The organism is Pseudomonas sp. RHF3.3-3, from assembly GCF_048069595.1.
Lineage (GTDB): Bacteria > Pseudomonadota > Gammaproteobacteria > Pseudomonadales > Pseudomonadaceae > Aquipseudomonas > Aquipseudomonas fuscovaginae_B.
In genome coordinates this window covers 4,197,917-4,217,667 of sequence record NZ_CP182250.1, presented here as the reverse complement: position 1 = coordinate 4,217,667, position 19,751 = coordinate 4,197,917, and the positions used below count along the sequence as shown (strand labels likewise).

The 19,751-nt window shown below is 64.3% G+C and carries 22 protein-coding genes; 9 read left to right on the top strand and 13 right to left on the bottom strand.

What is annotated here, in order from left to right:
* Positions 1 to 61: 61 nt before the first annotated feature.
* Entirely contained in the window at positions 62 to 976 is a 915-nt protein-coding gene (locus tag ACMGT0_RS18710) for a LysR substrate-binding domain-containing protein (protein ID WP_054057673.1), read from the bottom strand.
* A 110-nt stretch (positions 977 to 1,086) separates the two neighbouring features.
* On the opposite strand from ACMGT0_RS18710, the gene ACMGT0_RS18705 reads away from it, so the two are divergent.
* Entirely contained in the window at positions 1,087 to 1,461 is a 375-nt protein-coding gene (locus ACMGT0_RS18705) for a tautomerase family protein (protein WP_054057674.1), read from the top strand.
* Between the two features lie 37 nt (positions 1,462 to 1,498).
* On the opposite strand, the gene ACMGT0_RS18700 is transcribed toward ACMGT0_RS18705, so the two are convergent.
* Positions 1,499 to 2,407 (bottom strand): LysR family transcriptional regulator, encoded by a 909-nt coding sequence (locus ACMGT0_RS18700; protein WP_054057687.1) that lies wholly within the window; start codon positions 2,405 to 2,407, stop codon positions 1,499 to 1,501.
* A 104-nt stretch (positions 2,408 to 2,511) separates the two neighbouring features.
* Here ACMGT0_RS18700 and tam point away from each other — a divergent pair, with 104 nt between their 5' ends.
* On the top strand, positions 2,512 to 3,276 hold the full coding sequence (gene tam, locus ACMGT0_RS18695) for a trans-aconitate 2-methyltransferase (RefSeq protein WP_054057675.1): 765 nt from the start codon (positions 2,512 to 2,514) through the stop codon (positions 3,274 to 3,276).
* A gap of 12 nt (positions 3,277 to 3,288) precedes the next feature.
* Here the strand turns inward: tam and ACMGT0_RS18690 are convergent, their stop codons facing one another.
* The 6 genes from ACMGT0_RS18690 to ACMGT0_RS18665 form a co-directional block, all read right to left on the bottom strand.
* Positions 3,289 to 3,630, bottom strand: coding sequence for a type II toxin-antitoxin system HicB family antitoxin (locus ACMGT0_RS18690; protein WP_054057676.1), 342 nt, complete (start codon positions 3,628 to 3,630; stop codon positions 3,289 to 3,291).
* Positions 3,627 to 3,878, bottom strand: a complete 252-nt coding sequence (locus tag ACMGT0_RS18685; RefSeq protein WP_054057677.1) for a type II toxin-antitoxin system HicA family toxin — start codon at positions 3,876 to 3,878, stop codon at positions 3,627 to 3,629. The genes ACMGT0_RS18690 and ACMGT0_RS18685 overlap by 4 nt, the downstream gene beginning before the upstream one ends.
* 179 nt (positions 3,879 to 4,057) lie before the next feature.
* Positions 4,058 to 5,431 carry a nucleotide 5'-monophosphate nucleosidase PpnN gene (gene ppnN / locus ACMGT0_RS18680; RefSeq protein ID WP_054057678.1) on the bottom strand — a complete coding sequence of 458 codons (1,374 nt, stop codon included), beginning with the start codon at positions 5,429 to 5,431 and terminating at the stop codon, positions 4,058 to 4,060.
* A gap of 103 nt (positions 5,432 to 5,534) precedes the next feature.
* Positions 5,535 to 5,930, bottom strand: coding sequence for a RidA family protein (locus ACMGT0_RS18675; protein ID WP_054057679.1), 396 nt, complete (start codon positions 5,928 to 5,930; stop codon positions 5,535 to 5,537).
* 109 nt (positions 5,931 to 6,039) lie between these two features.
* Positions 6,040 to 7,353: an ATP-binding protein gene (locus ACMGT0_RS18670; RefSeq protein ID WP_054057680.1), complete on the bottom strand. Its 1,314-nt coding sequence runs from the start codon at positions 7,351 to 7,353 to the stop codon at positions 6,040 to 6,042.
* Complete coding sequence (locus tag ACMGT0_RS18665) at positions 7,350 to 8,090, bottom strand: response regulator (protein ID WP_054057681.1); 741 nt, start codon at positions 8,088 to 8,090, stop codon at positions 7,350 to 7,352. The genes ACMGT0_RS18670 and ACMGT0_RS18665 overlap by 4 nt, the downstream gene beginning before the upstream one ends.
* 338 nt (positions 8,091 to 8,428) lie before the next feature.
* On the opposite strand from ACMGT0_RS18665, the gene ACMGT0_RS18660 reads away from it, so the two are divergent.
* From ACMGT0_RS18660 to fabV, 3 genes are all read left to right on the top strand, one after another.
* Positions 8,429 to 8,698 (top strand): DUF2790 domain-containing protein, encoded by a 270-nt coding sequence (locus tag ACMGT0_RS18660; protein WP_054057688.1) that lies wholly within the window; start codon positions 8,429 to 8,431, stop codon positions 8,696 to 8,698.
* Between the two features lie 62 nt (positions 8,699 to 8,760).
* Positions 8,761 to 8,973: a hypothetical protein gene (locus ACMGT0_RS18655; RefSeq protein ID WP_054057682.1), complete on the top strand. Its 213-nt coding sequence runs from the start codon at positions 8,761 to 8,763 to the stop codon at positions 8,971 to 8,973.
* Between the two features lie 563 nt (positions 8,974 to 9,536).
* On the top strand, positions 9,537 to 10,733 hold the full coding sequence (gene fabV / locus ACMGT0_RS18650; protein ID WP_054057683.1) for an enoyl-ACP reductase FabV: 1,197 nt from the start codon (positions 9,537 to 9,539) through the stop codon (positions 10,731 to 10,733).
* Between the two features lie 139 nt (positions 10,734 to 10,872).
* On the opposite strand, the gene ACMGT0_RS18645 is transcribed toward fabV, so the two are convergent.
* Positions 10,873 to 11,688, bottom strand: a complete 816-nt coding sequence (locus tag ACMGT0_RS18645; RefSeq protein ID WP_416769213.1) for an AraC family transcriptional regulator — start codon at positions 11,686 to 11,688, stop codon at positions 10,873 to 10,875.
* 154 nt (positions 11,689 to 11,842) lie between these two features.
* On the opposite strand from ACMGT0_RS18645, the gene selD reads away from it, so the two are divergent.
* Both selD and mnmH read left to right on the top strand, forming a co-directional pair.
* On the top strand, positions 11,843 to 12,877 hold the full coding sequence (gene selD / locus ACMGT0_RS18640) for a selenide, water dikinase SelD (RefSeq protein ID WP_054057685.1): 1,035 nt from the start codon (positions 11,843 to 11,845) through the stop codon (positions 12,875 to 12,877).
* Positions 12,877 to 13,974, top strand: coding sequence for a tRNA 2-selenouridine(34) synthase MnmH (gene mnmH, locus ACMGT0_RS18635; RefSeq protein ID WP_054057686.1), 1,098 nt, complete (start codon positions 12,877 to 12,879; stop codon positions 13,972 to 13,974). The genes selD and mnmH overlap by 1 nt, the downstream gene beginning before the upstream one ends.
* A gap of 122 nt (positions 13,975 to 14,096) precedes the next feature.
* Here mnmH and ACMGT0_RS18630 read toward each other — a convergent pair whose 3' ends face one another.
* Entirely contained in the window at positions 14,097 to 15,152 is a 1,056-nt protein-coding gene (locus ACMGT0_RS18630; protein WP_054064411.1) for a permease, read from the bottom strand.
* 152 nt (positions 15,153 to 15,304) lie between these two features.
* The gene (locus ACMGT0_RS18625) at positions 15,305 to 15,742 is read right to left on the bottom strand and encodes an Lrp/AsnC family transcriptional regulator (protein WP_054061526.1); all 438 of its coding nucleotides are present in this window, start codon (positions 15,740 to 15,742) and stop codon (positions 15,305 to 15,307) included.
* A gap of 132 nt (positions 15,743 to 15,874) precedes the next feature.
* Between ACMGT0_RS18625 and ACMGT0_RS18620 the strand changes: the two genes are divergently transcribed.
* Positions 15,875 to 16,771, top strand: coding sequence for a DMT family transporter (locus tag ACMGT0_RS18620; protein WP_416769210.1), 897 nt, complete (start codon positions 15,875 to 15,877; stop codon positions 16,769 to 16,771).
* Positions 16,772 to 16,838: 67 nt separating this feature from the next.
* On the opposite strand, the gene ACMGT0_RS18615 is transcribed toward ACMGT0_RS18620, so the two are convergent.
* Positions 16,839 to 17,621 carry an SDR family NAD(P)-dependent oxidoreductase gene (locus ACMGT0_RS18615; protein ID WP_054061528.1) on the bottom strand — a complete coding sequence of 261 codons (783 nt, stop codon included), beginning with the start codon at positions 17,619 to 17,621 and terminating at the stop codon, positions 16,839 to 16,841.
* Positions 17,622 to 17,722: 101 nt separating this feature from the next.
* Here ACMGT0_RS18615 and ACMGT0_RS18610 point away from each other — a divergent pair, with 101 nt between their 5' ends.
* Complete coding sequence (locus ACMGT0_RS18610; protein ID WP_416769208.1) at positions 17,723 to 18,277, top strand: TetR/AcrR family transcriptional regulator; 555 nt, start codon at positions 17,723 to 17,725, stop codon at positions 18,275 to 18,277.
* On the opposite strand, the gene ACMGT0_RS18605 is transcribed toward ACMGT0_RS18610, so the two are convergent.
* Entirely contained in the window at positions 18,227 to 19,744 is a 1,518-nt protein-coding gene (locus ACMGT0_RS18605) for an aspartate/glutamate racemase family protein (protein ID WP_054060383.1), read from the bottom strand. The two genes, ACMGT0_RS18610 and ACMGT0_RS18605, sit on opposite strands and share 51 nt — an antisense overlap.
* Positions 19,745 to 19,751 lie beyond the last annotated feature (7 nt).

Below are 19,751 nucleotides of genomic sequence, written 5' to 3'. Positions count from 1 at the left end.
CGGACATGTTTGTTTGCACCCTGATTCAGGCGCCCAGTTTTAAGAGCTGGCGCCGGGTTTGTCAATCCTTGGGCGTCTTGCCCAGGGAGAGCTCGGTGGTCGCTCGGCACGTGTGAAAGGTCTGTTGCTCCAGGCTTGTCCGGATCAGCGACGCCAATTGCCTGACCGCCCCCGTCGGCTCGGCCACGGCGCGGTGCAGTACATAACCCAGGTTCGGCACGTCGGGCAGCCCTGGCAGTGTTGTCAGGTGATCGGGCAGACCGATGCGGGTGCGCAGGGTGATACCCAAGCCCGCCGTCACGGCGGCCCAGATGCCGCCGACACTGGGGCTGGTCAGCGCCACCCGCCAGGGTATCCGTGCCTGATCCAGCGCTTCGGTGGCCGCACTGCGCAACACGCAGGGGGCATCGAACATCACCAGGGGCAGGGGTGCTTCCTCCTGGGCGAAGAGCTGATCCCTGGGGCCGATCCAGTGCATCGGCGTCGCGCCGATCCGGCTGGAGTGGGGCGTGTCGAGCGCGGTTTCCCAGGCCAGCGCCAGGTCCAGTTGGCCACGCTCGATCAGCCCCAGCAGTTCGGCGTTGCGGCCAATCCGCACTTCCAGGCTGACCCGCGGATGGACCTTGGCGAAACGGCGCAGGATGTCGCTGAGCAGGTGTTCGCCAAAGTCTTCCTGCAACCCCAGGCGCACACAGCCTTCGACCTGAGCCTGGTGCAGGCTGTCGAAGATCTCGTCGTTGAGTTCCAGCAGGCGGCGGGCCTGGCTCATCAGCGTTTCGCCCAGAGGCGTCAGCACCAGGCCGCGCCCCGACTTGACCAGCACCGTACTGCCGACCTGTTCTTCGAGCCTTTTCAGTTGGGCACTGACGGCCGAGGTCGAGCGCCCGAGCCGGTCGGCCGCCTTGGCGAAGCTGTTCAGTTGCACGCCGGTGACGAAGGTGCGCAGGACATCGAGGTCGAAGCTGGGATGGCGCATGGCTTAAACGTCCACTTAATCGGGATTATGGGTTCTGATTAATCTGATATTCGGAATGATCGTCGCTTGCTAACTTGCCGGCGTCAACCCGATTCCAGGAGCTGTCCGCCATGCCTTTCGCCCGTATTTCGTTGCATCGGGGCAAATCGCCCGAGTACCTGGAGAGGCTTTCCCAGAGCCTGCATGAAGCCTTGGTGGAAAGTTTCGACGTACCGCCCGCCGATCGCTTCCAGGTCATTCACCAGCACGAGGTGGGGGAGTTGATCTTTGACGGGCATTACCTGGGCGGTCCGCGCAGCCAGGATTATGTACTGATCGCCATCACGGCTGGACGGTCGCGGGAGACGGCGGTGAAGCAGGCGTTCTACCGTACCCTGGTGGCGCGTCTGCAGGCGGCGCTGGGGCTGGACCCGGAGGATGTGATGGTGGTGATCACCACCACGGCGGCGGATGAGTGGTCGTTTGCCGGTGGTCGAGGGAATTGAGGGGGTTGATCCGCCAACGGCCACCCACGGCATCCGATCAGCGTTCGCCTGCGGCGGCAGCGATCACCCGCTCTCGAAAGCGCTGCAGCACCGACGAACTGTCGCCCACCCGCGTCGCCAGGTGAAGCGGCGCGATCAGTCCCGGGCATTCGGCCAGGGGCCGGTAGGCTATGCCATCGCCGCGCAGGCGCTGCATCGAGGCGGGGACGATGGACAGGCCAAGCCCCGCGGCGACCAGGCTCAAGGTCGCGGCCATGCGCGGGGCTTCCTGGATCACCCGGGGGCTGAAACCCGCCTCTCGACAGGCCACCAGGATGGCGTCGTACAGCCCCAGCCCGACCCGACGTCGATACAGCACGAAGGCTTCGCCCGCGAGGGCCGACAGCGGCAGGGCCGTGTGAGTGTCCTGCGCCAGCGGATGGTCCATCGGCAGCGCCAGCAACATGGGCTCCGTCAGGATCGGCTCGGCTTGCAGGGTGGGTGTGCCGTTCAAGGGCGAACGCACGAATGCCGCATCCAGGCGCTCATGCACCAGCGCATCCATCAGCTCGCCGGTACCGGCTTCCTCCAGCACAACCGAGACACCACCAAAGGCTTCACGAAAGTGCCGCAGAACACCAGGCACGAACGGATGCAGCGCCGCCGAACTGGTAAAACCGATACCGAGGCGGCCCTGTTCGCCACGGGCGGCGCGGCGCACCACCTCGGTCACCCCCTCGGCCCGCGCCAGCAGTTCCCGGGCTTCCTCCAGCAATGCCAGGCCGGCGCTGGTCGGGCGCACACCGCGGGGCAGGCGCTCCATCAGGGTGACCCCCATCTCGGCTTCGAGCTTCTGCAACAGCCGGGTCAGCGGGGGTTGCTGCATATGCAGGCGCTCGGCCGCCCGGGTGATATGACCTTCCTCGGCGATGGCGACAAAGGCTTGCAGACGACGCAGTTCCAACATCTCGGATACCTTCAGGGTATGGCAGCTCATCATTATTGGCATTTGTCATCATGCTTTGCAAAACCTACGCTGTGCGCATTCCCTGAGCACAAAGAGGAAGCGTGATGACCTGGTCAGCCAAGCAGTATTCAACCTTCGAAGCCGAACGCACCCGCCCGGTACGTGATCTGGTGGCGGCGATCCCGACCCGCAACGTGCAGGTGGCGGTGGACCTGGGATGCGGGCCTGGCAATTCCACCGAGGTTCTGGCCGAGCGCTTTCCCGAGGCTCGGGTCACCGGTCTGGACAGCTCCGATGACATGCTGGTCAGTGCCCGTGCGCGCCTGCCCGGATTGAGTTTCGAACTCGCCGACATTGCCACGTGGAATCCGGACCAGATGTTCGACGTGATTCTTGCCAACGCCTCGCTGCAATGGTTGCCGGATCATGCCAGCCTGTATCCGCATCTGGTGAGCAAGCTGGCCAGCGGTGGCAGCCTGGCGGTGCAGACCCCCGACAACATGCAGGAGCCTTCCCACCGGCTGGCCCGGGAAGTCGCGGCAGAGGGACCCTGGGCCGCGAAGATTGGCACTGTACGGCATCCACCGCGGCATGATGCGGCGTTCTACTATGAGCTGCTGAAACCGCATTGCGCGAACGTGGATGTCTGGCGCACCACCTACCATCACCCGCTGGCGGGCGGCCATGCGGCCGTCGTGGAGTGGTTCAAGGGGTCCGCCTTGCGGCCCTACCTGGCGCCGCTGGACGAGGATGAAAAGGCCGCCTACCTGGAGCACTACCTGGCGGCGATCAGTGAAGCCTATCCGGCGCTACCCGATGGCAGTGTGCTGCTGCCGTTCCCGCGGCTGTTCGTGGTGGCCAGTCGCTGATCGGCGACCGGGTCAGGCGCGGCGCTGCAGGTACTCGCTGAGCGCCTGGCGGGTCAGCTCATTGAGTGTCACGTTCTGCCGAGTGGCACTCAGGGCCGCGGCCAGGTGCAGGTCATGTCCTACACGGACGTTGAACGAGCCCTTGCACGGTACTTCGGGAGCCTGCTTCAACTGCTGGCAGGTTTCGAGATAGTCGTCCACGGCTTCGCGGAAAGCCGCTTCCAGCTGTGCCACGGTCTGGCCTTCGTAGTTCACCAGCGCGCGGATGAACTGGAGTTTTCCGAACAGGCAATTGTCCTCGATGCTGGCTTCGATGGAGCCGTAATAGCCCTTGTAGTGCAGTGAATTGTTCACGGAATCAGCTCTCCCGATTTCAAATGATCGATCACCTGACGCCTGGCATAGGTTTTCAGCTCATTGCCAGGGTGGGGTTTGTGCAGGTTGATCTGTGCGCGCGGATCGCCATTGTCGAACTTGACCCTGCTCCCTGAGCCTTCAATATGCCTGTAGCCGAAGTGTCCCAACAGCGTGACCAGTTCTGACCAGGTAAAGGTTGTACAGGGGTTGAGCAGCCGAGTGAGCAGCTTTTCATTCCTCGACACCTATCCTCCTTTTGCAACTAAATATAGTTGCTGAAATATGGGAGGGTCAAGAATGTGAGTTTTTACCCGGGTCTTCAATCGCTGCAGCAGAGCAATCGAGGTTTCCTACGAGGATGGGAGAGAGGTATTACCAGTGCCTATTGGGCAGACACTGGCAATCCGATTACGGCGGGAGGTCGTCAACTGACGACCCGGTAGCACGGCTCATAGGCTGCGCCACCCGGCAGTTTCATCCGGTGCTGGGCGACAAAGGCCTGCAGCAGTTGGTCCAGCGGCCGCATCACCTCGGCATCGCCGTGGATCTCGTACGGGCCATGTTCCTCGATCAGGCGGATGCCCTTGTCCTTGACGTTGCCGGCGACGATGCCGGAGAACGCCCGACGCAGGTTGGCCGCCAGTTCGTGGGGCGGCTGGTTGCGGTGCAGCTTGAGGCTGGACATGTTGGCGTGGGTCGGGTCGAACGGGTGCTGGAAGCCCTCGTCGATCTTCAGCAGCCAGTTGAAGTGGAAGGCGTCGTTGCGCTCGCGGCGGAACTGTTTGACCGCCTTGAGGCCCTGGGCCATTTCCCGGGCGACCTGCGCCGGATCGTCGATGATGATCCGGTAGTGCCTGTACGCCGCCTCGCCCAGGGTCGCACCGACGAAGGCATGCAGTTGCTGCAGGTAGGCCTCGGCGCTTTTCGGTCCGGTGAGGATCACCGGGAACGGCAGGTCGTGGTTGTCCGGGTGCATGAGGATGCCCAGCAGGTAGAGGAACTCCTCCGCGGTGCCGGCGCCGCCCGGGAAGATGATGATGCCGTGGCCGACCCGCACGAAGGCCTCCAGGCGCTTCTCGATGTCGGGCATGATCACCAGTTCGTTGACGATCGGGTTCGGCGCCTCGGCGGCGATGATGCCCGGCTCGGTCAGGCCCAGGTAGCGGCCGGTGGTGATGCGCTGCTTGGCGTGGGAGATGGTCGCGCCCTTCATCGGCCCCTTCATCACGCCCGGGCCGCAGCCGGTGCAGATATCCAGGCTGCGCAGGCCCAGTTCGTGACCGACCTTCTTGGTGTACTGGTATTCCTCGCTGCTGATCGAGTGGCCCCCCCAGCACACCACCATTTTCGGCTCCAGGCCAGGGCGCAGGGTTCGGGCGTTGCGCAGCAGGTGGAAGACGTAGTCGGTGATGCCCTGGGAGCTTTCCAGGTCGATGCGCTGGCTGCCCAGCTCGTTCTCGGTGTAGACGATATCGCGCAGGGCGCTGAAGAGCATTTCCCGGGTGCTGGCGATCATCTCGCCGTCGACGAAGGCGTCCGCCGGGGCATTGAGCAGTTCCAGGCGTACGCCACGGTCCTGCTGGTGAATACGGATCTCGAAGTCCTTGTAGGCTTCGAGGATGGTCTTGGCATTGTCGACATGGGCGCCGGTGTTGAGGATGGCCAGGGCGCACTGGCGGAACAGGGCGTAGATGCTGCCGGAGCCGGCTTCGCTCAGTTGCTGCACTTCACGCTGGGACAGGGTTTCAAGGCTGCCTTTGGGGCTGACCGAGGCATTGATTACGGATCGTTGGGTCATTCTCTATTCCATTAAAGCAACGCGGCCGGAGGGTAATGCACCGGTAGCGTCAGAAAGGCCGGCGCCGATCGATGTCGGGCGCCAGGGATGAGGCGGAAGGTATTCAAGTGCGCTGTACCGCCACGCATTTGATCTCCACCAGCAGGCCGGGGTGCGCCAGTTCCGGGACGCCGATCGACGTCCAGGCACAGTGCCCGCGCGGAAAAACACGATTCTTGACCTCTCGAAAGATCGCCATGTGCTGGCTCATATTGACATGATAGGTGGTCATGTCGACCACGTCGTCAAAGCTGCAGCCGCCGGCTGCCAGTACCAGGCGCAGGTTTTCCCAGCAGGCGAGAAACTGGGCCTCGGGGTCCTGGATCACTTCCAGTGCCGCGGTTCGACCGACCTGTCCTGCGCAATACAGCGTCGTTCCGACCTTGACGGCGGGCGCGTAGCCGGCGCGTTCGACGATGTTCTGCATGGACGCTGGAACGATGATTTCGCGGTCTGCCATGGGCGGTTTTCCTGGTAGCTCTGAAAGCGGGCACTCGAGAAAGTGCCCTAGCATAGCTAAATCGCGCGCCCAGGTATGCCCCATTGCCGGGGCGGGAGGGGTAGAGGGTTCAAGGGTGCACGACACCCAGTTGCAGCTCGGCGCACAGGCCGCCGCCTTCACGGTTGCTCAGGGTCAGCGAACCGCCCAGGGCCACCGCCAGTTGCTGGGCGATCGCCAGGCCCAGGCCGGTCCCGCCGGTGCTGCGATTGCGCGAGCTTTCCACTCGATAGAACGGCTTGAGCACTTCCTGCAATTCCGCTTCGGCGATGCCGGGGCCGCGGTCGAGGACCAGGATCGAGATGCCCTGGTGGGCCCTGGAGCGCACTTCCAGCTGCGCGGCACCGGCGAACTTCAGGGCGTTGTCCACCAGGTTGACCAGCACCCGGCGCAGGGCATGGGGACGGACCTCGATCAGCGCGCCGTTCTTGCCCGTCAGTTCCACGGCCTGGCCGGTGTCCTGGTAGTCGAAGACCAGGCTGTCGAGGAACGAGTCCAGGTCGATGCGGCAACTGAGTTCGGTCGCGCCATGTACGCTGCGGGCATAGGCCACGCCTTCGCGGACCAGGTGCTCGATTTCTCCCAGGTCCTGCCAGAGCTTGTCTTTCTCCGGCGATTCGTCCATGAATTCGGCGCGCAGTTTCATGCGGGTGATCGGCGTCTGCAGGTCATGGGAAATCGCCGCCAGCAGTTGCATGCGTTCCTTGAGGTAGTCGGCGATGCGCTTTTGCATGGCGTTGAACGCCGTGGCGGCATGGACCACTTCCGAGGGGCCGCTTTCGTCCAACTGCACGCCGTGGGTGTTGGGGTCGAGGTTCTCCACCGCCTGGGCCAAGCGGGTCAGCGGGCGCACGGCGATCCGCACGGCCAGCCAGGTGCAGCCGAGCATCAGCAGCAGTTGCCCGACCAGCACCGCTGGCAGCCAGGGTGACATCGGGGCCAGGGACGGGCGCACGTCGATGGTCACCGGGCTGCCGTCCTTGAGGGTCAGGTGGGCCTGGAAGTGTTTCACCGGCCCTGGAATGTCGCTGAAGGTCACCGGGTAGTCCGGGCCGAGGGCTTCCTCGATCGACGGCACGGCGATCGGCAAGTCGCCCGGACTCATGGGCACGCCGTGGCTGCCTTCGTCGAGCAGGTAGCCGTAGTTCTTGCGTGCCAGGCGTGGCAGCCAGCTTTCGCGTTCGACCGCCGGCAGCCGTTCGAGAATGGCGATGGAGGTCGACACGTCAGTCTCCAGGTTGCCGAGCATGGCGTTCTTGGCGCTTTCGTAGCGTTCATAGGATTGCGCGCCGAACGACAGCGCCTGGGCCAGGATCAGGCACACCAGGAAGATCAGCGACAGTCGCGAGGCGAGGGTGCGCGGCCAGTGCAGCACGCGCCTCATGCCTCGGCACCCAGCAGTTCCACCGGCAGCGAGAACACATAACCTTCGCTGCGCACGGTCTTGATGTAGGCCGGTTCGCGGGCGTCATCCAGCAGGCGCTGGCGCAGGCGGCTGACCAGCAGGTCGATGGAGCGGTCGAACAGGTCGGCGTCGCGGCCCTGGGTGAGGTTGAGCAACTGGTCGCGGTTGAGCACCCGTTGCGGATGGTCGAGGAATACCCGCAGCAGGCGGTATTCGGCACCGCTCAGGGCGACCATGGTGCCGTCCTGGTCGAGCAGGTGGCGGGCGGTGGTGTCCAGCTTCCAGCGGCCGAAGCCCAGCAGGCGGCCGCTTTCGGTGACCACCAGGTTGGGTGGCAGCATCCGTGTGCGGCGCAGCACGGCATTGATCCGGGCCAGCAGTTCGCGGGCGGCGAAGGGCTTGACCAGGTAGTCGTCGGCACCCATTTCAAGGCCGATGATGCGGTCGGTTTCGTCGTTGCGCGCGGTCAGCATCAGCACCGGGGTGGTCTTGTGCTTGCCGGCACGCAGCTCGCGGCACAGCAGCAGGCCGTCGTCGCCGGGCATCATGATGTCGAGCACGATCAGGTCCACCGGGGTGGTTTCCAGGAAGGCGCGCATCTGCCGGCCATCGGCGACGACCGTGGTGCGCAGGCCGTTCTTCTTCAGGTAGTTGCCGACCAGTTCCCTGATTTCCCGGTCATCGTCAACGATCAAGATGTGATCGACATGTTCCATCGGTCCGACCTCTGTCAAAAAATGGTTAGGGCGCAGTCTAGCGACAAGCGCCGCGCTTGCCTGCCACGCTTTGTATTGCAGTGTATCTGGCGGGCGACGGATACATGGGTATGCAAAAAAGTCGGCTCATGGGCGGACGCGCTGATCATCCTCGGCAAAATCCGGCTGGCCTGCGTTCGGCATCGGTGTGTATCGCACTGTATCCGACGGCGCTCCAGACACTTGAGCTTGAGCAGCGACCTGTTTGCGACACACAGGGGATACCTGGCGGGCATTCAATGAGCCCCATCGAGGCAACGGTACTCGACCTCACTGAAGCCAACCAGAAGGAAATGACCATGAACAGCAAAGCCCTCTTCGCCGCCTGCCTGTTTGCCGCCCTGAACGTCTGCACCCTGTCGGCCCGCGCCGAGTCCCTGGGTCAGTCGCAGCCTGAAACCTACCGCTATGGCAGCCACCTGGACGTGCGCAAGGTGCTGTCCCTGAGCCAGGACGAAGGGCCGGAGTGCAGCGTGGTCAACGCCCGGATGACCTACCTCGATTCCCGGGGCGAACAGCACATCCTGGCCTACCGCAAGTTTTCCGATATCTGCCACGAGGGGAATTGAGCCTTGGAACGTTTCGCCCTGGCCGTGTTTGGCCTTTTACTTCTGATACGAGAGTGCATGCCATGAACCACGTGAGAACCTACCTGAGTGCGATCGCCTTTTCCCTGGCCGGTGCCGCCGCACACGCTGATGCCGCGACCGAAAAACGCCAGTGCCCCGACGGCCAGTGCTTCCAGTTGACACCGGTGGGCGAGCAGCAGACGGCGCCGCTGCTGGGTGAGAACGGCTCCAGCCGTACGCCGCAAGGGCGTTACCTGGAAGAAATGCAGGCCTGATGCACACCCGAGCCACCGCTTGTCCCGTATCGGGCGAGGGATGGTGGGCAAGCCCTGACGGATAGAAGGGGGATGATTGGTGGTTAAAAAAAAGCTACTGCACAGGGAGTGCAGTAGCTGAAGTCTTAACCAAAGGATGATGAAGAAGAGTATGGCCCAATGACCGTTCCGGCAGCGTGCCGAAAACCGCTTGAGGCATAACTTTGCCATCGGGGAGCACGGTATCATCGTCCCCGGGTTATCGCTTATCAGCTGCATCAATAGTGATTATTGATACAAAACTGCCCGATTGTATCGAGTAGCGTGTTAGATGCAGCCCCGCTGTGTTCAGTGCTCTCCGATAAAGAGGAGCGGCGGGCCAGGGGCTGGGCGACCTGGCGTTGCGGCCCGATGTAGCTGAAGGTCAGGGTCTTCCAGCCGAGCAAGGCAGGGGCTTTTGCATTCCCCGATGACAACCGATGTTGTAAAAGCGGTGACGCATGGGCTTTTCGAGCGTCTACGACTAGAATCCGCGACGTTATCATCACCAGCGTCGATACAGGCCTAAGAGAAAAGGGGACCTTATGATCATCAAACCACGCGTTCGTGGCTTTATCTGTGTGACCACTCATCCGGTGGGCTGCGAAGCCAATGTCAAGCAACAGATTGACTACGTCACCCAGCAAGGCCCGGTCAACGACGGACCGAAGAACGTCCTGGTGCTCGGCGCCTCTACCGGCTATGGCCTGGCTGCACGTATCACCGCCGCATTCGGTTGCGGCGCCAAGACCCTCGGCGTGTTCTTCGAACGTGAGGGCGACGAAGGCAAGCTGGGCACCGCCGGCTGGTACAACAGCGCCGCGTTCCACAAGTTCGCCGAGGCCGAAGGCCTGTACGCCAAGAGCATCAACGGCGATGCCTTCTCCGACGAGGTCAAGCGCCTGACCATCGAAACCATCAAGCGCGACCTGGGCAAGATCGACCTGGTGGTCTACAGCCTGGCGGCTCCGCGTCGTACCGACCCGAAAACCGGTGAAGTCTACAGCTCGACGCTCAAGCCGATCGGCAAGTCGATCACCCAGCGCGGCCTGAACACCGACAAGGAAGTGGTTGCCGAAACCACCCTGGAGCAGGCGACCGAGGAAGAAATCGCCGGTACCGTCAAGGTCATGGGTGGCGAGGACTGGCAGCTGTGGATCGACGCGCTGGACGAAGCCGGCGTGCTGGCCGAAGGCGCCAAGACCACCGCGTTCACCTACCTGGGCGAGAAGGTCACCCACGACATCTACTGGAACGGTTCCATCGGCGCGGCCAAGAAGGACCTGGACCAGAAGGTCCTGAAGATTCGCGAGCGCCTGGCCGCCAAGGGCGGTGACGCCCGTGTGTCGGTACTCAAGGCCGTGGTTACCCAGGCCAGCTCGGCCATCCCGATCATGCCGCTGTACCTGTCGCTGCTGTTCAAGGTGATGAAGGAGCAGGGCGTTCACGAAGGCTGCATCGAGCAGGTCTATGGCCTGTACAAGGACAGCCTGTACTCGCCGACCCCGATCCTCGACGAAGATGGCCGTCTGCGCGCCGACTACAAGGAACTGGCCCACGAGGTGCAGGACCTGGTCGCCAAGCTGTGGAACGAGGTGACCACCGAGAACCTCAACGAATTGACCGACTTCGCCGGCTACAAGGCCGAGTTCCTGCGCCTGTTCGGTTTCGGTATCGAAGGTGTGGACTACGACGCCGACGTCAGCCCGGACGTGGCGATCGCCAACCTGATCCAGGCCTGAGTCGCGCCAGAGGCATCGATCGACCCGTGCGGTGAGCCGCACGGGTCATTGCCTGAAGCCGATCGCAGGTGCCATGCCCGGCGCCTGCGACTCACCCCCTCCCTCCACGGGCTGCCGCCCGACGCTGTCGCTGCCGTTTTCAATCCGCCAGCCGTTGCATCTTCGCCCAGTGTCCCGGCGCCAGGCCGAAGGTACTGCGGAATTGCCGGGTCATGTGGCTCTGGTCGGCGAACCCGGCCATCAACGCCGCCTCGCCCAGCGAACGGCCCTGTGCCAGCAACGAGCGCACCAGGTCCAGCCTGCGCATGCTCAGGTAACGATAGGGGCTGGTGCCGAACAACAGGCGGAAATCCCGGCTCAGGGCCCAGCGATCGCGGCCACTGTGCTCGGCCAGTTCGTCGAGGGTCACGGTACGGTCCAGTGCACTGTGAATGAACTCGCGGGCACGTTCCGCCGCCTGGTAGTCGAAGCTGCGCCGCTGGATCGGTGCGCCACAGACGGCATTGAGTGCGTGGGCCAGTTCGAAGATCGCATCCTGCTCCTGCAGTGGGTCGAGGGCATGGTCCATGTTCTGCAGCAGGGTTTCGGTGGCGATCCGCAGGCGTGGGTCGGCGCTCAGCCCGCCGGGGACGAAGGGCAGGGGCTGGCCGCCCAGCGCGGCCTGGAGCAGCGACGGCTGGAGGTAGATCATCCGGTACTGGAAGCCGTGGTGGGTGCCGGCATGGCCATCGTGGACTTCATCCGGGTGCAGCACCATGGTCCCGCCGGGCAGGCTGTGGCGCTGGCTGCCGCGGTACTTGAAACTCTGCACACCGGCCAACGTCCGGCCAATGGCATAGGTGTCATGGCGATGGGGGCTGAAACGGTGGCCATGGAAGAACGCTTCGAAACGCTCCATATGGCTGGTCTGCGGTGCGCGCTGCACCCAGTCGACGCTCGGCGTGTGTGTGCCCATGGTCCTGCCTGTTTTTATCTCTTTATTACCGGCCTGATAGTAAAGGAAAACGCCGGCAGGCGCCGCTTTGCCGCAGGCTTGCGGTTTTGCCCGACGGGCCGGGCAGGCCCGGGTCTGTTAGAATCGCAGGACTTTGACACTGCGAGGTTGACCGATGAGCGAACCGATTCGCCTGACCCAGTACAGCCACGGTGCGGGCTGTGGCTGCAAGATTTCGCCCCAGGTGCTGGAAGTGATCCTGGCCGGCAGCGGGGCCCAGAACCTCGACCCGAAACTCTGGGTCGGCAACGCCTCGCGCGACGATGCGGCGGTGTACGCCATCGATGAAGAGCGCGGCGTGGTTTCGACCACCGACTTTTTCATGCCGATCGTCGATGACCCCTTCGACTTCGGCCGGATTGCCGCGACCAATGCCATCAGCGACATCTACGCCATGGGCGGCGACCCGTTGATGGCCATTGCGATTCTCGGCTGGCCGGTGAACGTACTGCAGCCGGAGATCGCTCGCGAGGTGATTCGCGGCGGGCGCGCCGTGTGCGACGCCGCCGGCATCCCGCTGGCCGGCGGGCATTCGATCGATGCGCCTGAGCCGATCTTCGGCCTGGCCGTTACCGGGCTGGTGGACAAGCGCAACATGAAGCGCAACGACACCGCCACGGCCGGCAGCATCCTGTACCTGACCAAGCCCCTGGGCATCGGTGTGCTGACCACCGCGGAAAAGAAAGGCAAGCTGCGCAGCGAAGACGTCGGTGTGGCCCGTGACTGGATGTGCACCCTGAACAAGCCGGGCAGCCGTTTCGGCCAGTTGGCCGGGGTGAGCGCCATGACCGACGTCACCGGCTTCGGCCTGCTCGGCCATCTGGTGGAAATGGCCGACGGCAGTGGCCTGACCGCCCGTATCGTGTACGAGCAGGTACCGCGCCTGGCGACGGTCGAGTACTACCTGGAGCAGGGCTGCATTCCCGGCGGTACGCTGCGCAACTTCGACAGCTATGCCAGCAAGGTCGGTCCGCTGCGTGAGCTGCACAAGCGTGTGCTGTGCGACCCGCAGACCAGCGGTGGCCTGCTGGTGGCCGTCACTCCCGAAGGGCAGGCGGAGTTCCTTGCCGTTGCCGCCGAGTTGGGCCTGAGCCTTGAGCCCATCGGTCAACTGGTGGAGCGACAGAGCCATGCGGTAGAGGTGTCCTGATGCCAGGCGATATCACTGACTACCGCACCCTGTTTCTCGACGATGTACCGATGATGGATGCCCGGGCCCCGGTCGAGTTCGCCAAGGGCTCCTTCCCCGGCGTGGTCAATCTGCCACTGATGAACGACCTGGAGCGTCAGCGGGTCGGTACCTGCTACAAGCAGCACGGCCAGCAGGCGGCCATTGCCCTCGGACACCAGCTGGTGTCCGGCGAGGTCAAGGCCGCCCGGCTGCAGGCCTGGGTCGACTTCACCCGGGCCCACCCGGACGGGGTGTTGTACTGTTTTCGTGGCGGCCTGCGTTCGCAGATCGTCCAGCAATGGCTCAAGCAGGACGCGGGCATCGACTACCCGCGGGTGGGCGGTGGCTACAAGGCCATGCGGACCTTCCTGATGCAGACCGTCGAGCAGGCGGTGGAGCAGGCCGACTTCGTGCTGCTGGGAGGCATGACCGGCACCGGCAAGACCGACGTCATCCTTCAGTTGAGCAACAGCCTCGACCTGGAAGGGCACGCCAACCATCGCGGCTCCAGCTTCGGCAAACGGGCCACCGGGCAGCCGTCCAACATCGACTTCGAGAATCGCCTGGCGGTGGATCTGCTGAAGAAGCGCGCCCGCGGTATCGAGCAGTTCGTGGTCGAGGACGAGAGCCGCATGGTTGGGCGTTGCGCCTTGCCGCTGGCGTTGTACCAGGGCATGCAGCGCTTTTCCATGGTCTGGCTCGAGGACAGTCTGGAGAGCCGCGTCGAACGCATCCTGCGCGATTACGTGGTGCAGCTCTGCGCGGAGTTCATTGCCGTTCATGGTGAGCACGGCTTCAGGCTGTTCAGCGAGCGTTTGTTGGGCAGCCTGGACAACATCCACAAGCGCCTGGGCGGCGAGTGCCATGGGCGGATGCGGGCACTGATGGTCGATGCCCTGGTCGAGCAGGAGCGTACCGGTAACGTCGAGTTGCACCGGGCGTGGATTCTGGGGCTGCTCAACGAGTACTACGACCCGATGTACGTGTTCCAGCGCGAGAAGAAAGGCGTGAGGATCGAGTTCGCGGGCGATCAGGCGGCGGTACTGGAGTATCTCGGGACCCGCACTCGACGCTGAGCGTTCGCCTGTAGGCGCCGGGCTTGACCGCCAATGGGATCTTGAGGCCGCCAAAGGCTTCGCGGGCAAGCCCGGCTCCTACCGACAGAGTCCGGGCCTGCCCTCTACAGAGCAGGGGGCGGTCAGAGCACTGTCCACGCGACGAGACCGCTGACAATCCCGACCAGCATGGTCAGCACCGCCACGGTCACCAGCACCCGGGCATCGAAGTCCTTGCGCAGCATCAGCAGCGACGGCAGGCTGATGCTCGGCAGGGTCATCAGCAGCGCCACCGCCGGTGCGGTGCCCAGGCCGAGGGTCATCATGGTCTGCACGATCGGGATTTCCGCCGCCGTCGGGATCACGAACAGCGTCCCGACCACCGCCAGTGGCACCAGCCACAGCAGGCTGTTGCTCATGGCACCGTCGACATGGGGGAACAGCCAGACCCGCGCCGCGCCGAGCAGCAGCACCGCCAGGATGTAGATCGGGATCGTGCTCCAGAACAGTTGCCAGAGGGTCTTGCCCCAGCGTGCGAAGAAGTGCTGATCGCTCGCCGTGCTGGCCTCGACCACCGCTTCCACGGCCGGCTCCGGCAGGGTATCGGGCCGGGCCACCCGCTGGGCGATCAGCGACACGCCGAGCACCAGCACCAGGCCGGCCACCAGGCGAATCGCGCTGAAGCCCCAGCCGAGCACGAAGCCCATGAACACCAGGGTCGCCGGGTTGAGCACCGGGTTGGCGATCCAGAACGCCAGCGCCGCGCCGACCGAGACATTCTGCCGGCGCAGGCCGGCGGCGACCGGTGCCGCACAGCAGGAACACATCATGCCGGGCAGGGCGAACAGCCCGCCGCGCAGGGTCGAGCCGAAACCGGCGCGGCCGAACAGGCGCAACAGCCAGTCACGGGGAATCAATACCTGCAGCAGCGAGCCGAGGATCACCGCCAGCACCGCCGCTTTCCAGATCGCCAGGAAATACACCTGGGCATAGGCCAGGGCGGCGGCCACCGGTGAGCCCGGATTGTCGTTGATGATCGAGCCGCCGATGCTGTGGCTGTCCGCGGCGACGAAGGCCTTGGCGTAGTAGGGCGACCACTTGACGTAGTACAGGCCGATGGCGGCGATGGCGAGAAACAGCAGCGGTTTCCACCACAGCGACCAGCCCCGGGCAGGGGCGGTGGAGGAGAGTGAAGTCATGGCGAGCGGGCTCTGAAGGAGAGTGAAGGATATCGGGTGAATGATAACCCAGGGGCTGCGCTTCGCGATGTTATCCGGGTGAGATCTGATGTTTCCGGGTCGTCCGATAGCGACCTTTCATTCACCGAGACACTGACTGCAAAGCCCCAACCTCACGCCATCGGCGGCAGCCGCCGCTTCACCGGTGTCTTCTTGACGATCGCGGTATTGGTCTCCGCATGGCTGTTGAGCCGGTCGAGCAGGGTATCCAACTGCTCCATGTCCCGCACATGCAACCGGGCGATGAAGCAGTCATCGCCCGTGACCTTGTCGCATTCGGTGAACTCGGGAATCGCCTGGATCTGCCGTTCCACCTCGTGCAACTGGCCGGGCAGCGGGCGGATCCGCACGATCGCCTGCAACAGGTAGCCAAAGGAGCGGGGCTCGACCTCCAGGGTGTAGCCCCTGATCACGCCACGTTCTTCCAGGCGGCGCAGGCGCTCGGCTACGCTGGGGGCGGACAGCCCGCTGATCTGCGCCAGGGCCTTGAGCGAGCGCCGGGAGTCTTCCATCAGCGCCGTGAGCAGGAGTTGGTCAATTGCGTCGGTCATCTTGGTCTCGTAAGGTAAAAACGGCAGTCAGCCTTGATCATAAAGGCAAAATCGCAGTTTAGCCTTTTATAGTCACTGGAGACGCCGCTGTCGCGCTTGGCATACTTTCGCCATCTGCCAAGGAGCTCAATCATGTCTCAATCACTGCATCGCGGGTCGCTGGAAATGGTCGCGGCCATGCTGATTTCCGGAACCATCGGCTGGTTCGTGCTGGTGTCCGGCCAGCCGGTACTCGACGTGGTGTTCTGGCGCTGCCTGTTCGGTGCGCTGACTCTGCTGGCGATCTGCGCCGTCATGGGCTTTCTGCGCCCGGGCATCCTGAGCCGCACCACCTTCTTGCTGGCGGTGCTCAGCGGGGTGGCGATCGTCGGCAACTGGGTGCTGTTGTTCGCGTCCTATTCCCGTGCCTCGATCGCCATCGGCACGGCGGTCTACAACGTCCAGCCGTTCATGCTGGTGGGGCTGGCGGCGCTGTTTCTCGGCGAGAAGATCACCGCGCAGAAGCTGTTCTGGCTGGGCCTGGCCTTTGCCGGAATGCTGGCGATCGTCAGTGCCCATGGCCAACAGGGTGAAAGTGGCGGCGATTACCTGCTGGGCATCGTGCTGGCGCTCGGTGCCGCGCTGCTGTATGCCTTTGCCGCGTTGATCATCAAGCGTCTGGCCGGTACGCCACCGCACCTGATCGCGTTGATCCAGGTGGCCACCGGGACCCTGCTGCTGGCGCCCTGGGCGAACCTGTCGGTGCTGCCGGTCGGGGCCAGTGCCTGGGGCAGCCTGGTGACTCTGGGCATCGTTCACACCGGGGTGATGTACGTGCTGCTGTATGGCGCGATCCAGAAACTGCCGACGGCGTTGACCGGCGCCCTGTCGTTCATCTACCCGATCGCGGCGATCCTCGTCGACTGGTTCGCCTTCGGCCATCGCTTGCAGCCGCTGCAGTGGCTGGGGGTGACGGCGATCCTGCTGGGGGCGGCCGGCATGCAACAGGGCTGGACGCCCTGGAGCCGCCGGGTCGTCGCCCGGGGTTGACTGCCCCCCTGCGGGAGCCGGGTCCCACAGGCACAGTGGCATGGCACAAGCCCGGTGGGGGCACCGATCAGGCGCGATAGCGGGCTGCCGGCAGTACCTGCATGTAGTTGGGCAGCATTGCCTGGCGCGCCGCTTCCAGAGCCTGCCACTGGGTTTCGTCCGGCAACGGTGGGATGGTCACGGTTTCGCGACGATCGAAGCCCACCAACGCCGCATCCACCAGGTCTTCGACTTCCATCACCGCCTGCAGGTCCTCGATCCGCTTGCCGGAGCGCTCCCAGATTTCGGTACGGGTGGCGGACGGCAGGACGGCCTGGACATACAGCCCCTTGGCGCCCAGCTCGATGTTCAGGCCCTGGCTCAGGAACAGCACGAACGCCTTGCTCGCCCCGTAGACGCTCATTTGAAGCTCCGGCGCCAGGCCCACCACCGAGGCGAGGTTGATGATCGAGCCGCCACCGCTGCGGGCCAGGCGCGGGGCGATGGCGTTGCTCAGGCGGGTGAGGGCGGTGATGTTGAGGGTGATGATCTGGTTGACCAGCTCCGGCGTCTGTTCGATGAAACTGCCGGCGCCACTCATGCCGGCATTGTTGACCAGGATACCGATGCTGGCGTCGTCCCTGACCCGCGCCTCGATCCCGGCCAGCTCGCCGGCATCGGTGAGGTCGGCCTGCAGCACCTCCACGTTCACCCCGGTTTCCGCGCGCAGGCGTTCGGCCAGCGCTTCCAGGCGTGACTTGTCCCGGGCGACCAGCACCAGGTCGTGTCCGCGTTTGGCGAAACGGTCGGCATAGACGGCACCGATACCGGTGGAAGCGCCCGTGATCAGGACGGCGGGTTTGATGGTCATGGCGGGAATCCTCGTTGGCTGGAATTAATCATGATGGTCATCATGTTTATTAAATATGATATTCGTCATGTATACTGTCAAGCCTGTTAACGGAGGTTCGGATGAAAGTCAGTCGCGAGCAGGTTGCGCAAAACCGCCTGAAGATCCTTGAAGTCGCCGGCCGACTCTTTCGGGAGCATGGCTACGAGGCGGTCAGCGTCGCCCAGGTGATGAAGGCCGCGGGAATGACCCACGGTGGTTTCTATGGCTACTTCGCCTCGAAGGATGAGCTGGTGGTCGAGGCCCTGGCGCATGTGGCCTCGACCTCGCCGACGGTGGGCGATGACCTGGCCGGCTACATCTCTCGCTACCTGAGCAGCGACCACCGCGAGGATTGCGCGGGCGGCTGCCCGCTGGCCGGGCTGGCCACGGAAACCCGGCGCCAGTCCGCCGAGGCGCGGGCGCAGATGACCCGCAGCATCGGCCGGCAGCTCGAGCGCCTGGCGCAGGGCATGCCAGGCACCTCGACCGAGGAGATCCGGCGTGCCGCCACCGGCAGCCTGGCGACCCTGGTCGGTGCCCTGGTGCTGGCGCGGGTCTGTGACGACCCGCAGTTGGCCGAGCGGCTACTCGACGACAGCCGTGGCTGGCTGCTGGAGAAGAACCGCATCGGCTGATCGCCGCGGCGGGGTTTCCAGCGCCTGCTGCACGCAGCGCAGGGCGAGCAGGGTGGTCGGGTCGACCAGGCTGACCACGCCGCTGTCCAGCACGAAACGTTCGGCATGGGGCAGGATCAGCGGCAGTTCGGTACAGCCGAGGATCAGCACCGAAGCGCCCGCCTGGCACAGGTGGTTGGCGGCTTCGAGCAACTGCTCGCGGCACAGGCCGTCGGTGTGCCCGGCCTTGACCCCGCGTTCGCCGTAGATCGCTGCCATCACCCGTGCCTGCATGGCTGGCTGCGGGACGATCAGTTGCAACCCCCACTGCCGGGCCACGTCGTGGTAGACCCGGCTCTGCACCGTTCCCGACGTTGCCAGCAGGCCGACGCTTTTGCCGGCACCATGCTGCTCGGCGATGTGCCGGATGGTTACGTCGAGCATGTTGATGATCGGTGTCTTCAGATAAGGTTGGATCCGCTCGACGAACGCATGGGCGGTATTGCACGGGATGGCGATGGCATGCGCGCCTTCCTGCTCCAGGCGTTTGCAGGTGGCGTACAGCGCCATGCTCGGGTCGGTGGCCTGGTGCAGCAGGTTGGCGGTGCGGTCGGGGATCTGCGGGTTCTGCTCGACCACCATGCGGATATGCTCCTGGTCCCTGTCCGCCGGTGTGTGGCGGATCACCTTGGCCATGAAGTCGACCGTGGCCGCCGGGCCGACGCCGCCGACGATGCCCAGCTTGAAGCGTGGCGCGGGCGCCGGTTCGCTGGCGTGGATGGCGTAGTCGCTGTAGACCCGGTTGGCATCGAGCAGGGCGATGCCGCGCCGTTGCAGGTCCTGGCTGACCAGTGACAGTTCGGTCAGCCCCGGCAGGATCAGCGCGACGCCCTGCTCCTGCAACTCCACGCAGACCTGGTGCAGGAGTTCCAGCGGCGCCCCGTCGAACTGGCCGTCCTTGATCCCGTCGACGCCGTACATCGCTTCCATCAACCGTGCCTGGTTCTCTGTACCGGGATAGACCAGTTCATGGCGGTCGGCGAAGTAGCGTTCGAACAGCCCGCTGTGGCGCACATAGTCGGAGGTCAGGATACCCAGCCGGCCGCCTTCGGGCAGCGTGCGCTCGACCTGCTGGCGCAGGGCATGCAACAGGTCGAAGACCGGGATGCCCAGCTCGGCCTGGATCTCCTCGCGAAAGGTATGGCTGGCAATACACGGCAGCAGGATCGCATCGGCTCCGCCGTTCTCCAGCGACTGGCACATCTGGAAGGCGTAGAACTTGCGCGAGCTCATGTTGGCGTCTCGGTCCAGCGGCAGCAGCACGTCCTTGAACGGGTGCTGCTCGAACAGGAAGTGGTAGCGCCCCTGGTCGGCAAGCACCGGGCGGCTGCTGATCAGCTTGTTGAACAGGTCGGCGCCGGCCAGTGAGCCAAGCCCTCCGACAATGCCGAAGGTCTTGCCGGGAGAGGTGGATTTTTTCGCGTTCATGACGGTA

Coding starts and splice junctions, on each gene's coding strand:
- ACMGT0_RS18655 (WP_054057682.1), top strand. CDS start 8,761: ATGAACCACGTGAGAACCTACCTGAGTGCGATCGCCTTTTCCCTGGCC.
- ACMGT0_RS18625 (WP_054061526.1), bottom strand. CDS start 15,742: ATGACCGACGCAATTGACCAACTCCTGCTCACGGCGCTGATGGAAGAC.
- ACMGT0_RS18610 (WP_416769208.1), top strand. CDS start 17,723: ATGAAAGTCAGTCGCGAGCAGGTTGCGCAAAACCGCCTGAAGATCCTT.
- ACMGT0_RS18675 (WP_054057679.1), bottom strand. CDS start 5,930: ATGGCAGACCGCGAAATCATCGTTCCAGCGTCCATGCAGAACATCGTC.
- fabV (WP_054057683.1), top strand. CDS start 9,537: ATGATCATCAAACCACGCGTTCGTGGCTTTATCTGTGTGACCACTCAT.
- ACMGT0_RS18665 (WP_054057681.1), bottom strand. CDS start 8,090: ATGGAACATGTCGATCACATCTTGATCGTTGACGATGACCGGGAAATC.
- ACMGT0_RS18630 (WP_054064411.1), bottom strand. CDS start 15,152: ATGACTTCACTCTCCTCCACCGCCCCTGCCCGGGGCTGGTCGCTGTGG.
- ACMGT0_RS18710 (WP_054057673.1), bottom strand. CDS start 976: ATGCGCCATCCCAGCTTCGACCTCGATGTCCTGCGCACCTTCGTCACC.
- ACMGT0_RS18705 (WP_054057674.1), top strand. CDS start 1,087: ATGCCTTTCGCCCGTATTTCGTTGCATCGGGGCAAATCGCCCGAGTAC.
- mnmH (WP_054057686.1), top strand. CDS start 12,877: ATGCCAGGCGATATCACTGACTACCGCACCCTGTTTCTCGACGATGTA.
- ppnN (WP_054057678.1), bottom strand. CDS start 5,431: ATGACCCAACGATCCGTAATCAATGCCTCGGTCAGCCCCAAAGGCAGC.
- ACMGT0_RS18620 (WP_416769210.1), top strand. CDS start 15,875: ATGTCTCAATCACTGCATCGCGGGTCGCTGGAAATGGTCGCGGCCATG.
- ACMGT0_RS18700 (WP_054057687.1), bottom strand. CDS start 2,407: ATGTTGGAACTGCGTCGTCTGCAAGCCTTTGTCGCCATCGCCGAGGAA.
- ACMGT0_RS18605 (WP_054060383.1), bottom strand. CDS start 19,744: ATGAACGCGAAAAAATCCACCTCTCCCGGCAAGACCTTCGGCATTGTC.
- ACMGT0_RS18615 (WP_054061528.1), bottom strand. CDS start 17,621: ATGACCATCAAACCCGCCGTCCTGATCACGGGCGCTTCCACCGGTATC.
- ACMGT0_RS18670 (WP_054057680.1), bottom strand. CDS start 7,353: ATGAGGCGCGTGCTGCACTGGCCGCGCACCCTCGCCTCGCGACTGTCG.
- tam (WP_054057675.1), top strand. CDS start 2,512: ATGACCTGGTCAGCCAAGCAGTATTCAACCTTCGAAGCCGAACGCACC.
- selD (WP_054057685.1), top strand. CDS start 11,843: ATGAGCGAACCGATTCGCCTGACCCAGTACAGCCACGGTGCGGGCTGT.
- ACMGT0_RS18660 (WP_054057688.1), top strand. CDS start 8,429: ATGAACAGCAAAGCCCTCTTCGCCGCCTGCCTGTTTGCCGCCCTGAAC.
- ACMGT0_RS18645 (WP_416769213.1), bottom strand. CDS start 11,688: ATGGGCACACACACGCCGAGCGTCGACTGGGTGCAGCGCGCACCGCAG.